Origin of the sequence: Myxococcus sp. CA023 (assembly GCF_010998615.1) — a bacterium.
GTDB lineage: Bacteria > Myxococcota > Myxococcia > Myxococcales > Myxococcaceae > Myxococcus.
The window spans coordinates 56,499-72,325 of record NZ_JAAEAH010000007.1 but is presented as its reverse complement, the minus strand read 5'-3'; the positions used below and the strand labels follow the sequence as shown (position 1 = coordinate 72,325).

Below are 15,827 nucleotides of genomic sequence, written 5' to 3'. Positions count from 1 at the left end.
ACTGCCGCACCCATGGGTGGCGTGAGAAACGGCAGGAGCGCCGGCACGCCGGAGCCCGCAGCGGTCCGACAGGCGGCGCTGCAGCCCGGCGCGTCCGACGTCAAGCCCGCGGAGGATGTCAGCGAAGTGGTGGACCGGCACTTCTGGTCCGCGGCCCGGCAGCTGCGAGAGGGCTCCGCCGCGCGCGCGTTCGGAGAGCTTGCGCGCGCCAGCCGGACCCTGCCGATGACGCCGCGCCTGGCCGCCGGGATTGTGCGCATGGCGCTGCTGGCGGGCACCGAGGCGGCGGCCATCACCCTGCTGGAGGTGGCGTCTACGGGGGGCTCCAGCAGGCGCGCGGTCCGGCGTCAGCTCGCGCGGGTACTGCGACGGGTGGACCAACTGCCGCGTGCCGCCTCCGCGCTCGAAGCCCTCCTGCTGGAATGGCCCGAGGACCGGCGTGCCCAGCGCGTGCTCCAGGTGCTGCGTGCGCGCATCGAGGGCAAGGCGGTGCCTGACGCTGGTGCGAGCGCCCCGAAGGTGGATGAGGACGAGCAGGGTGTGCTGGCGAAGCTCCCAGCGCGGAAAGAAGGCGCGCAGGCCGTGGCCTCTTGGGAGAACGACGACGCCGTCTACCTCATCGAAACGGTGGTGGGGCCGCCGCTCTCCGCGAGGGCGGTCTCGGTGTCAGCTTTCACGGTAGGTGCGGCGGAGGCACGTTCGCAGTCTTCGGTATCGCAGCTGCCAGAGGCTGGTGGAGGAGCGCCTGCGGCCGCGTTGCCTGAGCGCGGCGCGGATGGGCTTCAGGCGGAAGCTCCGCCCGTCTCGGAACAACGTGGGCCAGTGTCGAGTTCGGTCCCGCCGCCTGGGCCTGATGTGAGCGCGACGGCTTCGTCCAAGGGGGGCGAAGCGCTGCCCGAGGCCGATGCGCGTCCGCCGCCCGTGAAGGCGCCACCCACTGAATCGCTCAAGACGGTGTTGGAGATGCCGGCGGTGGAAGTACCCGCGGTGACTCCTCGCGGTACCTCTGCTCCCGAAGCACCCAAGACTGTCGTGGAGATGCCGGCGGTGGTTGTGCCACCGGGGGCATTTGACTTCGGGGCACGCAAGACAGAAGTGGAGATGCCCGCGCTAGGGGACATCGCCGTGCCCCCGTCTTCAGGTGTGGCCAAGACGTTTGTTCCGGGGCGCGCGCCACTGTCCGTGCCTTGGGCCGATGCCCCAGACGACGACGCGGTCGCGCCCGCGCCAGTCGCTCGCTTCGACGACGCCGACGAAAGTGAAGTCACTTCGGAGGCACAGCCCTTTCTCGTCGGCGCTGACGTATCGAGTCCTCCACCGCGCCAGCAGACGCCTGCCTCTTCGAAGAGCGAGCGGCGGAAGACCCCGCCCCCGTCCGAGGCGCTGCCTCCTCCAATCACGTCCAGTGCCGCGCCCGAGCCGGATGCCCGCTCAGGCACCATGGAGGTGTCGTTGGCGGAGCTGGAGGCCGCGCTCGCGTCGGCTTCTGGCGATGCACCGAACAAGAAAGGCCGCGCTTCCGAGGCGAGCGCGGGGCCTCGTGAAGAAGACACCGAGGAGCTGACCCGCTCGCGGAAGGTCGAGGCCCAGCTCATCGCTCGACGGGCCTGGGCCGAGCTGGCTCAGCTCTACCTCAAGCGGGCGGACCGGGCGAAGGACGCGTCCCAGCGCGCCGATGCGTTGGCGCGCCTCGCGGAGGTGATGGAGAACGAGCTCCACGACCCCGCGGGCGCCGCGCGCATGTACCGGGAAATCGTGGAGCTGACGGGGGACCGCGCCGCGCTTCGAGATCAGGTGCGGTTGCTCGCCGCGAGAGGGGACGCGTCCCTCGTGCGCCGTGCGCTGGACGAGGCCATCCGGCGCGCGCCCGCTGGCCGCGCACGCGCGGGGGCTCTGCTCACGCGGGGCGAGCGCTGGCTCCACATGGGCGAGCTGAAGAAGGCTCGCGCGGACTTCGAGGCGGCGGAGTCCTCCGCGCCGGGACTGCTTCCCGTGCTCGCGGGGATGCTCCGCTGTGTGTCGGACGCGGAACGTCCGTCCATCGCGGAACGGCTCCGGGTGGCACTGGCGGCGGCACCACGCCGTGCGCTGGACCGCGTGGAAGCGCTGCGCGTCCTGGCCCAGGTCGCGGAGGAGTCGCTGAGCGATTGGCGGCTCGCGCAGTGGGCCTGGAGCGAGGTGCTCACGGAGAGTCCCGACAGTGAGCAGGCCCGCGTGCAGCTCACGACGCTGACGCGAAAGCTCGGCGACACGACGGTGCTCAGCCGGCTTCTGCGTGCGCAACTCGCCCGCGAAGCCCGAGGGCCCGCCGCGCGTCAGGCCCGGCTGGAGCTGGTCGCCACGTTGGAGGTCCAGGGCGACGCCGATGCCGCGCTCGATGAGTTGCGTCAGGCCGTGCGCTACGAGCCGGGCCACAAGGAAGCGTGGCTGCTGCTCGTGGAGCGGCTCCTCGAACGCGACCACCTGGGCGAGGCGGCTTGGGCCCTGGAACACGCGGCCACCGCCATGGATGACGAGGCGGAGCGGGAGCGCACTTGGGACCGGCTCGCGCGTCTGTGGCGCGAGGTGATGGGCAATCCCGAGCGCGCGCAGGTCTACGCCCGCCGGGCAGAGGGAATTCGGCAGGCACGAGCAGAGCGTGAAGTACCGCCTCCCGAGCCGCCGCGCTCCGCGGCTCCTCGCCGTGAGTCGAGCGGCCCCCGTGCGCCACTCATCGCGACGCCCCCGGTGCTGACGCAATCGTCCGGAAACCTCCAGCGCCTGGCCAACGAGGAGGCGTCCACCACGGACATCGGGGTTGCTCCACCCGCGTCCGAAAGCGTGGAGCCAACCCGCGATGAAGTCGGCAGAGATGCCCCGGGCGCCGCGGTGGAGCAGGGCCGCAAGGCCTCGCCGGAGCCCGTCCCTTCGGGGCGGAAGGGGCGGCGGGAGGCCCGTTCCGGCCGCGAGGCCCCGTCTGGAATGGACGCCGGGGCGCAAGGCGAGCGGTCCACGGAAGCGCCGGTGCGAGGTGAGTCGCGTGCGCTGGCCGCGGATGCGCCGCTTCCCAAGGGCGCGGCGCGCGCAGCCGCAGCTCCCGCGGGAGGGGAGGGACGTTCCGCGGCCTCACCCGCGCGTGGGTCCCCCGCTTTGGCGGATGCTTCCTCGGCTCCCCAGTCCAAGGCGGCGGCACGTGCTGCTGCGGCCCCGGCCGATGCTGCCGCTGCGCCTCAGTCCAGGGGTGACGCTCGCGCCGCTGCAACCTCCGCCGCTGTCTCCCCCAAGGCGCCGGCTGCTCAACGCTCCCCCGCGTCCTCGCGCGGAGACAAGGCCGCGCCACGCGCCGCCGCGTCCGGAAGCGAAGCAGAGCAAGGGCCCGCTTCTCGCGACGCGGAGGCCCGAGCCCAGCGCCCTCGGGCCACCGACCTCATCACAGGCGAGGTCATGGACCTCGGTGATGCCTCCGTCCCGGAGACCCGCGTCATCTCCTGGGAAGCGCCACCCGGCCGGATGGACCCGGTGCGCCGCGTCGTCCGCGCGCGCCCGGAGGGCACGGTTTCCGCCCCGGCGCCGGGCCGCACGTTCATCGCGAAGCCACCCGCGGCGCCCGAGCCTCCTCGGCCTGTCCCCGGCGTCATGGACCCGCGCGAATCACCCGCGCCCGCTTATGCGCCGTCTCCGGACACCGAGCCCGATGCCTTCCGGCACATCCGCGAGCGCCCGCTCGACGCGAAGCCCTATCGACTCCTCGCCGAGTACTTCGACCAGCGAGGAGACCCAGCGCGTGCCTCGCTCATGCGCGAAATCGCCGATGCGCTTGATGGGCTCGAAACTCCCGCGCCGCGCGGCCAGCGCCCACCGCTGACCTCCGACGAGCGCGCTGGCCTGCGTCACCCCGGTCTGCGCACGCCCTCGGGCGAACTGCTGGCCTGCGCCGGAATCGCGCTCTGCCGCCTGTTCCCAGCGGAGGGGCGCGCCGCCGGTTCCTCGGAGCTGCTGCGCGCCACCGCGGGCCCCTGTGCGCCCGCCGTGCTCGACGCGCTGCACACCTCCGCGCGGATGCTGGACGTCCACCTGCCCGAACTCGTGCTCGCAGAGGACGACGGCCCACCCTTCACCGCCGTGCACGCGGGCCACCCGCGCCTCCTCGTGGGCCGGCTCCTGCTGCGTGAGCCCATGCCGCTCCCGGAGCTGCGCTTCCACGTGGGCCGCGCCTTGCTGTCCCTGTCGCCGGACCTGCTCGCGCTCCGGGCCCTCAAGGGTGGCCAGCTCCTCCGCGCCCTGGCGCTGCTGGCCACCGTGCTGAAGGACCCGCGTGCCTCCGGAGCCGAGGCCCGTGTGGTGCGCGAGTCCCTGTCGCCGCGCGCTCTGGAGCGCGCCATGGCCTTGCTGGAGCCCGGCACCCAGAACTTCAAGGCTTCGGCGCTCGCAGATGCCGCGCGGGATTCCGCCAACCGCGCGGGCCTGGTGGCCTGCGGAAGCATTGGCCCCGCGCTGTCCGTCCTGCGGACCCGCCGGGGCAACGAGGCGGAGCTGGTGGAGTTGCTGCGCTTCGCCGCGTCGGAGCGCTACCTGCCGCTCCGGGCGCCGCGCTGACTCAGTTCATGTTCAGCTTGATGGTGAGCGCCAGCATGCGCCCCTTGGGGCCGCCCAGGTCGTGGCGGTAGCCGAAGTCCAGGCCGCCTCCGCCCTCGGACATGAAGCCGAGCCCCGTGCTGATTTGCGACGTCCGCGTGAAGCCGTCGTAGGAGTAGCCCGCGCGCACCGGGAACAGCTCGCCCAGGATGTACTCCAGACCGCCGTGGTACGTGAACGTCTTGGTGTCGTTCGTCGTGAAGTCCGCGCGCACGTCGCCTGCGAGCGTCAGCAGCCCCGTCATCACCCCGACGTGCGCCGAGTAGTAGCGCGTCAGCTCCTCATTGCCAGTGTCCACGATATTGTGCGCGGAGAAGCCCGCCATCAGTGACGGCGACAGCCGGAGTATCAGGCCCGCGTCGCCGGTGACGGAGTTGGCGAACCGCGACTGGCCGCTCATGCGCAGATAACGCACCGTGGCGCCGAGCATGAGCGCCTGACTGATGGGCAGTCCCACGCCCATCGAGCTGAGGTGGGCGCTGGCACGCGCGCCGCCGCGCCCCACGCTCACCCAGTGGTAGTCCACGCCCATCCCCAGGCGGCTCGTGGCGGCGTCGATGACGGAGACGCCCAGCAACCCTTCCTTCCTCCGCGTATCCCACGCGCCGGTGCCTTCAACCCGGTAGGACGGGTAGAGGACCATCGCCGCTGGATTGCCCATGATGGCATCCGTGCCCAGCCCCAGGGCCCGGTAGGCGCCGCCCATGCCATAGGCGCGTGCGCTCATGACATCGCGAAGGTCCTCGGCGGGCTGCGCCAGAGCGGTAGTGGACACACAAAGGGCAATCAGCAGCAAGGCGCGGAGCAACATGACAAGTCCATCCTATCCGGCTTGATGGGGTCAGGGGCCATCAATAGATTCCCAGCCCACATGGCCTCCAAAACCTCGAAGGTAGAGCCCCTCATCCGCAAGTGTGTCATCCCGGCAGCCGGCCTGGGCACGCGCTTCCTGCCGGCGACCAAGGCGGTTCCCAAGGAGATGCTGCCTATCGTCGATACTCCGACGCTCCAGTACATCGTGGAAGAGGCGGTATCCGCCGGCATCGAGGATGTCGTCCTCATCAATGGCCGTGGCAAGAGCGCCATCGAGGACCACTTCGACATCGGCTTCGAACTGGAGACGACGCTGCGTGCGCGCGGCAAGGAGTCCGAGGCCGACAAGCTGCGCGCCATCGCGGACCTCGTGCGCGTCGTCAGCATCCGTCAGAAGGAGCCCAAGGGACTGGGCCACGCGGTGCTGTGCGCCAAGAGCGTCATCGGCGACGAGCCCTTCGGCGTGTTGCTGGGCGACGACATGATTGACGCCGAGGAGCCGGGAATCCGCCAGCTCGCTCGCGTGTACCGCCAGTACAACCAGGCGGTCATCGCGCTCATGGAAGTGCCGGAGAGTGAGACGCACATGTACGGCATCGCCGCGGGCACGGACCTGGGTGATGGCGTCATGCGCATCGACCGCATCGTGGAGAAGCCGAAGAAGGGCACCGCGCCCTCCAACCTCGCCGTCATCGGCCGCTACGTGCTGCCGCCCGACATCTTCCCCATCCTGGAGAACCAGACGCCGGGTGTGGGCGGCGAAATCCAGCTCACCGACGGCCTGGCCACGCTCCAGCAGTCGAAGGGGCTGCTCGGCTACCGCTTCAAGGGGCAGCGCTATGACGCGGGCGACAAGGTGGGGTACCTGAAGGCCAACATCGCCTACGCGCTCAAGCGCCCGGACCTGCGTGCCGGGCTGCTCGAGTACATGCGTGAAGTCGTGAAGACGGAGAAGCCGTGAAGCGCACCGTTGCACTCCTCGCTGTCCTGGTCTCCTTCGCCGCGGCGGCCTACGTGCTGCCCGGCAGCTCCATCATCCGCCGCATGTCGGCGGAGCGCGCCGAGCTGAGGCTGTCCACGTTGCGTGTGGAAGGCTCCCTCAGCTTCGGAGGTCCGGCCGTCAAGGAAGCCGGCGCCGCGCTGGGGACGCCCACGGACCGCCCGGAGGTGCAGGGTGACGGCGTGCTGTCCATCCGCGCTCCCGGCCGCTGCCGCTTCGAGGCCTCCGTGCCCGACGGCAACGCCCAGTCCGCGGTGGTCCAGTCAGGTGGCCGCCGTCGCGTGCAGGGGACCGAGATTCCCTCCATGTCGGCGCTCGTCTCGCAGGTGTGCCCGCTGCTCGCCACGGGCAGCGGCAACGTGCAGGAACTGAAGGAGGCGGTGATTCGCCACCTCCAGGGCTTGGGCATCGACACGGGGCGCACCGGACTGGCGCGCTTCGGCGGCGAGGTGGCCTACGTCATCGGCGACATGGCCGAGGGCCGCCCGCAGTTCTGGGTCTACAAGGACTCCTTTCGCCCGGCCCGGGTGCGTTACTCGGACGCGTCGGGGACGGCCTGGGACGTCCGCTTCCTGGACTACAACTCGCCCGCAACGGGGGAGTGGCTGCCCCGCACCATCGAGGTGTGGCGCGGCGGTCAGCGCAACCTGCGCTTCACCGCCTTGAAGGGGGACAACCGGGCCAGCCTCCCCGACTCGCTCTTCGCCCTGTAGTCAATGCCGCCACTTTCCTGAATTCCTTGCGGCGCTGGCGGCGGCCATGAAGAGTCTGGCCCCGCCTGGCCGGGATTTTCCCCGGCCCGCCACGCAGAGGAATGTCCCATGAAGGTGTACGGCCTCCCGATGAGCACTGCCACGCGTTCGGTCCTCACCACCCTGGCGGAGAAGGGCCAGGAGGCGGAGCTCGTCCTCGTTGACCTCACGAAGGGGGAGCAGAAGAGCCCCGCGTACCTGGAGCGCCACCCCTTCGGTGTCATCCCCGCCTTCGAGGACGATGACGGCTTCCGGCTCTACGAGTCGCGCGCCATCATCCGCTATCTGGACCGCAAGCTGCCGGGGGTCTCGCTGACGCCGTCCGATGTGCATGCGTACGCGCGCATGGAGCAGTTCATCAGCGTGGAGCAGTGTTACTTCTCGCCCGCAGCGATGAAGGTCATCTGGGAGCGCGTCTTCAAGAAGTTGATGGGCGGCGGCGCGCCGGACGAGGCGCGCATCAGCGACGGCCTGCAGGGCGTCGAGCGCGTCTTCGGCATCATCGAGCCGGTGCTGGGCAAGCAGCAGTACCTGGCGGGAGACGGCTTCTCGCTCGCCGAGGTGACGTGGATGCCCTACATGGACTTCTTCGTCGCCGCGGGCGGCGCGGAGCTCGTCGGCAAGCACCCGAACGTGGCGGCCTGGTGGGAGCGCGTCCGGAGCCGTCCTTCGTGGAAGAAGGTCACCGGGGCCTGAGCCCCGAAGTGGCCTCCTGACACGCCGGGTTCCGTCCCACGGGCGGGACCCGGCGGGGAATGTCAGACCCTTCGCGCACTGTGGACCCCGGTAGCAGGACGGATGGGGCCGGGGTGGTGGTTGAAGGGAGTGTCATGGAACAGCGACCCTTGTGGAGTGGGGCGGACGCGGCGCCCGCGAAGGCCCCCACGACTCGGGGTTCCAGGGCGGTGCGCACCTCCGGTGTGAAAAGCCGCCGGGAACTGTCCGAGCCTGCCGCCGCCGCTACAGTGCGCGCCGAAGTGAGCACTCCCGTCCTGGCCTCCATCGCCGTTGGCCGCCCCGTCCGGGGCGAGTTCACCTACACCCTGCCGGACGAGTTGGCGGGCCGCCTGGAGCCGGGGCAGCGGGTGCTGGTGCCCTTCGGCCGGGGCACGGCGCTGGGCTTCTACCTGGGGCCCGCGTCTCCGCCGACTGGCGAGAAGGTGAGGCTCAAGGCCGTCCAGCGCGTGCTGGAGGACTCGCCGTCTTTGCCCAAGGACCTCATCTCGCTGCTGCGCTTCGCGGCCGTGCACTACCGCTATCCGCTGGGTGAGGTGATTCGCGGCGCGCTGCCGCCCGGCCTGTCGAAGGCCGTGGATGAGAAGGAAGCCAAGCCGGACGTGCAGCACTTCGCGGTGGCGCTCGTCAACGAGGTGCCGCCGGAGCTGTCTCGTGCGCCCGCCCAGTCCGCCGCGCTCGCGTATCTGCTGGCCGTGGGAGGCAGCGCGCCGCTGGAAGAGGTCGCCCACGCGATTCCAGGCGCGCGAGAGACGCTGAAGAAGCTGGCCACGCGCGGCTTCGCCCGGCTGGAGGAGAAGACGGTGGAGGCCAGCGTGAAGGAGGGCCTGATTCAGGGCCGTCCGGACCACCTCACGCCGGAGCAGGACGCGGCGGGCGTGGTGCTGCGCGCGGCCCTGGACGCGGCCACCTTCCAGCCCTTCCTCCTGCACGGCGTCACCGGCAGCGGGAAGACGGAGGTGTACCTGCGCGCGGCCGAGCATGCGCTGTCGCTGGGGAAGGGCAGCCTCATCCTGGTGCCGGAAATCGCGCTGACGCCGCAGCTGGTGGGCCGCTTCCGCAGCCGTTTCGGCGCGGAGGTGGCGGTGCTGCACTCGGCGCTGAAGGACCGGGAGCGGCTCTTCCACTGGCAGGCGCTGCGCCGCGGCGACGTGAAGATTGCCGTGGGCGTGCGCTCGGCGGTGTTCGCGCCGGTGGACAACCTGGGGCTCATCGTCGTTGACGAGGAGCACGACCCGTCCTTCAAGCAGGAGGAGAAGCTGCGCTACCAGGCGCGCGACCTGGCCGTCGTGCGCGGCAAGCAGGCCGGCGCGGTGGTGGTGCTGGGCTCGGCCACGCCCGCGCTGGAGACGCTGGAGAACGTGAAGCGCGGGCGCTACCAGTTGCTGGAGCTGAAGCACCGCGTGGATGACCGGCCCATGCCCACCATCGAGCTGGTGGACCTGCGCGTGGAGCGTCCGCGAGAGGGCGTGGTGACGGAAGAGGCGCCCATCCTCAGTCCTCCGTTGCTGGAGGCGATGGCGGAGACGATTGGCCGCGGTCAGCAGGTCATCCTCTTCCTCAACCGCCGGGGCCACAGCACCGTCCTCCTGTGTGAGGTGTGCGGCCTGTCGCTCAAGTGCACCGAGTGTGACGTGTGCCTCACGCACCACCGCTCGCAGAACCGGGTGGTGTGTCACTACTGCGGCCTGGCCATGCCGGTGCCGGAGCAGTGTCTGGAGTGCACGGGCCCCATGCTCAAGCTGGGCATCGGCACCGAGCGTGTGGAGGCGGAGGTACTGGAGCGCATCCCCACCGCGCGCGTCGCCCGGTTGGACCGGGACTCGGCCAGCAGCGCCGAGCGGCTGACGGAGATGCTGGCCTCGTTCGCGCGCCGGGAACTGGATGTCCTGGTGGGCACGCAGATGGTGGCCAAGGGGCACGACTTTCCAGGCGTGACGCTGGTGTGTGTCGTCATGGCGGACACGTCCCTCTCCATCCCGGACTTCCGTGCCGCCGAGCGCACCTTCCATCTGCTCACCCAGGTGTCCGGCCGCGCGGGCCGGGGCAAGGACCCGGGCCGGGTGCTGGTGCAGACCTACAATCCGGACGCGGAGCCGGTGCGGCGCGTGCTGGCCCATGACTTCGACGGCTTCGCCAATCAAGAACTGGAGTGGCGCAAGGCGCTGGCCTACCCTCCCTATTCGCGCATGGCCGCCGTCCGCCTGGAGGGGGAGCACCCCGAACAGACGGCCAGCGTGGCGCGCTCCCTGGGGAACATCGTCTCCCGGCACATGCCTCCTGCGTCCGCCGGGGTCCGCATGCTGGGGCCGGCCCTGGCGCCCATCTCCCGCATCCGTGGCAAGACGCGCTGGCAGCTCCTCTTGAAGGGGCCAACGCATACGGCGCTCGCCCCGCTGCTCGCCCGGTTGGAAGCGGCCCTGGTCGATGTTCCTTCCGCGGTGAAGGTCGTGATCGACGTGGATCCGGGGGCCATGCTGTAGACTCGGTGCCCCCCCATGGGCGCACCGGTCCTACTCGTCCACGACGACATCGCCAATATCGCCGCCGTGCGGCGCCTGCTCACGCGTGAAGGGTACGAGGTCATCCTCGCCACCTCCGCCGCGGATGCCCTCATTGCGTACGGGCACCACCTGCCCGTGCTGCTCGTGCTCGCGCCCGGCGTGGAGAGTGGCCGGGGCCACCTCGTGCTGGAGGAGTTGCTCCAGCACCCGGATGGCAAGTCGGCCCGGGTGCTGCTCCTGGGCGAGTCCATCCCCGGCTTCAGCGCCCCCGTGGCCCAGCTGCCCCTGGAAGGGGCGGCCTTCGTCGAACTGGTGGATTCGCTGGTCAAGGCCCCCGCGGATGCGGACGCCTGGCACGTGGTGGAGACCCGGGAGCTGCCTCCGTCGGGTGGTGGTGTCCCGGCGGCCACGGGTGCGGAGACGGAGTCCTGGCACGCGACCCCGCCGCCCTCGGTGGCGGGCGACCCCGCGCTGGCGAATGCGCTCTTCGGGGACCTGGCGCCGCTGCATCAGACGGACTGGGAGCTGGCGGCCATGACGGACGCGGAGCGCTCCGCCCACGAGGCGGCGCAGCAACGCGAGCGTCAGAGCACGCGCGACCTGGACACCGCCATGGAGCGGGCGCACCTGGAGGTGGAAGCCCAGGCGATGGCCTCCATCGACTCGGCGCTTGCTCCGGACTCGGCGGATGGGTGGGGCGAGCCTTCGCAGGGGCAGGACTGGGGCTCGGCGGTGGACGCTGAGCCGGCCGCCGAGGCGCCCGGAGACGATGCGCAGGGAGCGTCCGCGGGGCTTGAGGGGGAGGACGCCGCGCCGGCCGAGGATGCGCCGCCGGTGGGACAGCTGGCCTGGACGGAGGAGGCTGTTTCTCAGCCTTCGATGCGCACGGCGGCCCTGGCGCCTCGGTTGGGCGATGAGGGGTTCTTCGACGTCGATACGCCGGAGGCCCCGGTGGGGGATGCCCTCTCCGCGGCGGAGGCGGAGCTGGCCGCCATGCGCGGCGGGCCTTCCTTCGACTCCGTGAGCACGGAGGGCTCGCCCTGGACGGAGCTGCCTCCGGATCCCGAGATGGAGCACGCGGGGCGCGTGGGCTCGGGGGGAGATGGGGCGGGCGATGTACCCGGTGAGGCGCCGTCCACGGAGCCCGAGCAGGCGGCGGACGCCGAGCCGCAATCGCCGTCATCGGAGACGGAAGACACGTGGGGCACGGAGGCGGCGCTCGGTGAGCCCGCGGGCACGCCGGAGCCGGAACAGGCCGCTGAGGAGCCGGACGCGGCGGCGGTCTCCGCGTCCAACTGGGAGTTGCTGGAGGCGGAGCTGCAATCCGCGTCAGCCCAGTCCCAGGATGACGAGGAGCCACAGGCGTCGGGCGTGGGGGATGACTGGTTCGACGGGGAGTCCACCGAGACGCCGAAGGAGGATCCTCGCAGCATCGGGGAGGATTGGTTCGACTCGGATGCGGAGGCGTCGAGTCCCGCGCCAGAGGCGCCGCCCGTCGTCGAGACGCCCGCCCCAGGCGCCGGAGGCTTCGCGGTCCCCGCGCTGATGGCGCAGTGGCAGGCCCAGCAGGAGGAGGCGGAGCGCCAGCTCGAGGAAGCTCACGCGCGTGTGAGCTCCGTCACCGAGGCGCTGGAGCGGGAAGCCGCGCTGCGCCGCGAACTCGAGCAGCAGGTCCAGGGGCTCCAGGAGCGGCTCGCGGCGGAAGAAGAGGAGCGCTCGCGGGAGTCCTTGCTGCGGGTGGAAGCCGAAGCGGCGCTGGAAGGGCTCCGTCGGCGGGAGTCGCCTTCGTCCATGGACGCCGCCAGGGCTGCCCTGGCGGGCGACGCGCAGGAGACTGGCGACCTCTCGGCGCTGCGCGAGGAGCTGGAGGCGCAAGTCCGGCTCCGCGAGGAAGCGGAGACGCTCACCGCCGAGGTCGAGGCCCAAGTCCGCCGGTTCGAGGATGCCTGCGCGGAGGCGGAGCTGCGGGCCATCGACGCGGAGGCCCGCGCGGAGGCCGAGACGCAGGCCCGTGAGGCAGCGGAGCTTCGCGCCGCGGCGAGCACGCAGGCATTGCAGGCGCTCGAAGCGCGCCTGGAGTCGGAGGCCGCGGGGCGAGTCGTTTCGGAGGCCCGCGCCGAGTCGGAGTCCAAGGCGCGTCAGGCCGCGGAGAGCCGGGTCGAGTCCGCCGAGGACCTGACCTCGGTGTCGGAAGCCCGCATCGACGCGGAGGCCCGTGCCCGCGAGGCCGCGGAGGCCCGCGCCGAAGTGGAGGCCCAGTCGCGGCTCGAAGCGGAGACGCGTGCGCAGAGCCTGTCGCGAGCCCTTGAGGAAGTAGAGGCTCGCGCGGAGCTGGCGGCGCGTGCACAGGCGGAGGCAGAGGCTCGCGCGGAGCTGGCGGCGCGTGCGTTGGCGGAGGCGGAAGCCCAATCGGAACTGATTGCTCGGGCCCTGGCAGACGCCGAGGCGCGTGTGCAGGCGGAACTCGGTGCGGACGCCCGTGTGGAGTCCGTGGCCACGGCGCTGGCCGAGGCCGAGGCCCGAGCCGAGATTGAATCCGCGGCCCGCGTGGATGCCGAAGCACGGCTGGCGTCAGCAGAGGCGGCGCTTGCCGAGGCCTCCGCGCGAGCGGAGATTGAGGCCACGGCGCGCGCCGAAGCCGACGCCCGAGTGGAATCGGTCGCGACGGCTCTGGCTGAGGCGGATGCCCGGGCGGAGATTGAGTCCGCGGCTCGCGTGGACGCCGATGCGCGTCTGGAGTCCATCGCCACGGCGCGTGCCGAGGCCGAGGCCCGAGCAGAGATTGAAGCAACGGCGCGTGCCGAGGCAGAAGCCCGGGCCGAGATTGAGGCAACGGCGCGCGTGGAAGCTGAGGCGCGTGCTGAAGCCGAGGCGTTGGCTCGCCAGGCGGCGGAAGCCCGCGTCACCTCCGAGTCTGATGCGCGCACCGGGCAGGAAGCGGAGGCCCGTGCGAACGCAGAGGCCCGCGCGAAGAAGGCGGAATCCCGGGCTCAGCAAGAAGCGGATCTCCGTGCAAACGCCGAGGCCCAGGCTGACAGCGAGGCTGCGGCCCGGGCGGAGGCCGAAGCCCGAGCGGAGCAAGACGCCGCTGCACGACTTGAGGCCGAAGCCCACGCTGAGCGCGCGACAGCTGCGCTGAAGGACGCCGAAGCTCGAGCCGAAAGCGAAGCAGCCGCACGGCAAGCCGCGGAGGCCCGAGCCGAAAGCGAGGCCGTCGCGCGACGCGAAGCCGAAGCCCGCACGGAAATCGAGGCCGAGGCGCGAGCCGCAGCCGAGGCCCGCGCCGAAGCAGAGGTCGCCGCACGGTCCGAAATAGAGGCCCGCGCCGAGCGCGAGGCGAAGTTGCGTGCGGCAATCGAGGTCCGTGCGGAGAGCGAGGCGTCCTCGCGAACCGATGCGGACACGCGTGCTTCCCGTGAGTCCGAGGCGCGAGCCGCAGCCGAGGCGCGTGCCGAGCACGAGGCCACGTTGCGCGCCGAAGCCGAGGTGCTAGCGAAGACGGAGACCCAGGCTCGCGAGGAGGCGGAAGCACAGGCTACCGCGGAGGCGGAGCGCCGCGCGAAAGCCGAAGCCCGTGCCGAACATGAAGCGCAGGCCCGTGCCGAAGCAGAAGCCCGCGCCGAGCGCGAAGCGCAGGCCCGTGCCGAAGCGGAAAGTCGCGCCGAGCAGGAAGCCCAGCAGCGCGCCGAAGCAGAAGCACAGGCCAGGCGAGAAGGAGAGTCCCTCGCCGCCGAGAAGGCACGCGCCCGAACGGAAGAAGAACACCGCGTCACCGCCGCCGCTCAGGCCGAAGCCGAGTCCCAGGCACGGCGCGAAGCGGAAGCCCGCGCCGAAGCCGCCCTGAAGTCCGCCGAGGAGGCGGAGTCCCGCGCTGAAGCCGAGGCGAAGCGCCGTGCCGAGGCCGAGGCCCGCGTCCAGCAGTCCGCCCAGGCCGAAGCCGAAGCGACCGCCCGCGCGAAGGCCGAAGGCCGCCATCGCACGGCCCTCGAGGTCCGCCTGGACGCCGAGGCAACGCAGCGCACGACGCTGGAATCCCGGCTCGAAGAAGAGTCCCGTGCCCGCAACGAGTCCGAGACCCGTCTCCTCGCGGAGAACGCGAGAATCTCCGAGGAACTCGCCGAGCTCCGCCTGGAGCACCAGCAGTCCCGAGAGAACCTGGCGAAAGAGCGTGAAGCACGCGAGTCCCTCGAGCAATCCCTGGAGGCACTGCGCACCGAGTCCGCCGAGCAGCGGGCCCGCTCCGAGCGCGAGCGCCTGGAGTTGGAGGAGCGCGCGCTCCGAGACGCGGAGGAAGCCGCTGCCCAGGCCCGGGCATCCATGCTGCCCCTGGAAGCACCTCCCGGCAGACCCGAGCTGGCCGTGGCCCGCAGTGGCAGCGTCACCCAGGATGGCCTGACGAAGCTGGTGCTCCGGCTCTGCGAGGCCCGCATGGAGATGCGGTTGGAGCTGAAGGTGATGAACGCCCTGCGCGTCCTCTGGCTGCGGGACGGGGCGCTTGTGGGGGCCGTCTCCTCCGCGCAGGGGGAGTCGTTGGTCGACCGGGCCCGCGCGGACGGGCTCATCGACGCGCGGCAGGAAGGCGAGCTGCGGCTGGTGCGCAGCGCCACCACGGCCGCGCTGCTGGAAGCACTGCGGGGCCGGGGCTACCTGCGGGAGTCCGAAGCCGTGCCCCTGGTCCAGCGCTACACCGAGCAGGTCTTCCTGGACGCGCTGGCGGAGTCCTCGACGCTCTACCGCCTGGTGCCGGAGCCAGCGCCGCACGAGGTGGCGCTCGCCGCCGCCACGCGTCCGCCGCTGCACCTGTTGGCCGAGGCCCTGCGCAACACCCTCACCTCCGAATCCCTGCTGGAGGCCGCCGGGAGCCTGCGCGCACGCGTCACCCGCGGCGACATCCACCTGGCCCCGGATGACTTCGGTCTGCCCTCGCGGGACCTCCAGCTCCTGTCCCAGGTGGACGGAGAGCACACGCTGGAGGCGCTGCTCCTGGGCGCGGGGCTGCCGCAGGACTCGGCCTTGAAGTCGCTCGCGGTGGCGCGGACGCTGGGGCTCGTCTCGCTGGAGCCCGCCACGGATGAAGACGCGGGCGACCTGCCGCCGGAGCTGGACGTCCGGCGCCTGGAAGCCAAGTTCGAGGAGATCCAGGACGCGGACTACTTCGCGGTGCTGGGGCTGGCCCGCTCGGCGGGGGGCGAGGAGGTCAAACGCGCCTACGAGCTGCTGGCCGCTGAGTTCCACCCGCTGCGCTTCGCGGGACATCCCGACCCGGCGCTCCAGCACCGTGCGCAGCAGATTCGCACCGTGCTCGCCGAGGCCGCCCAGGCCCTGGGAGACGACCGGCTGCGCGCGGAGTACGCCCGAAGCCTGCTCGACTGACGCCCGTCGGACGGAAGGCCTCCCGGGAGTGCAGGG

At 71.6% G+C, this 15,827-nt stretch carries 7 protein-coding genes; 6 read left to right on the top strand and 1 reads right to left on the bottom strand.

The window, feature by feature from the left end; translation table 11 throughout:
* The first annotated feature begins 12 nt into the window (after window positions 1-12).
* Window positions 13-4,575 (top strand): hypothetical protein, encoded by a 4,563-nt coding sequence (locus tag F8M74_RS04405; RefSeq protein WP_141258234.1) that lies wholly within the window; start codon window positions 13-15, stop codon window positions 4,573-4,575.
* A gap of 1 nt (window position 4,576) precedes the next feature.
* On the opposite strand, the gene F8M74_RS04400 is transcribed toward F8M74_RS04405, so the two are convergent.
* Complete coding sequence (locus F8M74_RS04400) at window positions 4,577-5,425, bottom strand: hypothetical protein (RefSeq protein ID WP_141258233.1); 849 nt, start codon at window positions 5,423-5,425, stop codon at window positions 4,577-4,579.
* Window positions 5,426-5,485: 60 nt separating this feature from the next.
* Here F8M74_RS04400 and galU point away from each other — a divergent pair, with 60 nt between their 5' ends.
* The 5 genes from galU to F8M74_RS04375 all read left to right on the top strand — a co-directional run bounded on the left by galU (window position 5,486) and on the right by F8M74_RS04375 (window position 15,791).
* Window positions 5,486-6,388 (top strand): UTP--glucose-1-phosphate uridylyltransferase GalU, encoded by a 903-nt coding sequence (galU, locus tag F8M74_RS04395; protein WP_140788461.1) that lies wholly within the window; start codon window positions 5,486-5,488, stop codon window positions 6,386-6,388.
* A complete protein-coding gene (locus tag F8M74_RS04390; RefSeq protein ID WP_141258232.1) occupies window positions 6,385-7,140 on the top strand; it encodes a hypothetical protein in 756 nt (251 codons plus the stop codon). Before galU ends, F8M74_RS04390 begins: the two co-directional genes overlap by 4 nt.
* A 108-nt stretch (window positions 7,141-7,248) precedes the next feature.
* The gene (locus F8M74_RS04385) at window positions 7,249-7,875 is read left to right on the top strand and encodes a glutathione S-transferase family protein (protein ID WP_141258231.1); all 627 of its coding nucleotides are present in this window, start codon (window positions 7,249-7,251) and stop codon (window positions 7,873-7,875) included.
* Window positions 7,876-8,009: 134 nt separating this feature from the next.
* The gene (priA, locus tag F8M74_RS04380; RefSeq protein ID WP_141258230.1) at window positions 8,010-10,397 is read left to right on the top strand and encodes a primosomal protein N'; all 2,388 of its coding nucleotides are present in this window, start codon (window positions 8,010-8,012) and stop codon (window positions 10,395-10,397) included.
* Between the two features lie 15 nt (window positions 10,398-10,412).
* The gene (locus F8M74_RS04375) at window positions 10,413-15,791 is read left to right on the top strand and encodes a DnaJ domain-containing protein (protein WP_141279539.1); all 5,379 of its coding nucleotides are present in this window, start codon (window positions 10,413-10,415) and stop codon (window positions 15,789-15,791) included.
* Window positions 15,792-15,827 lie beyond the last annotated feature (36 nt).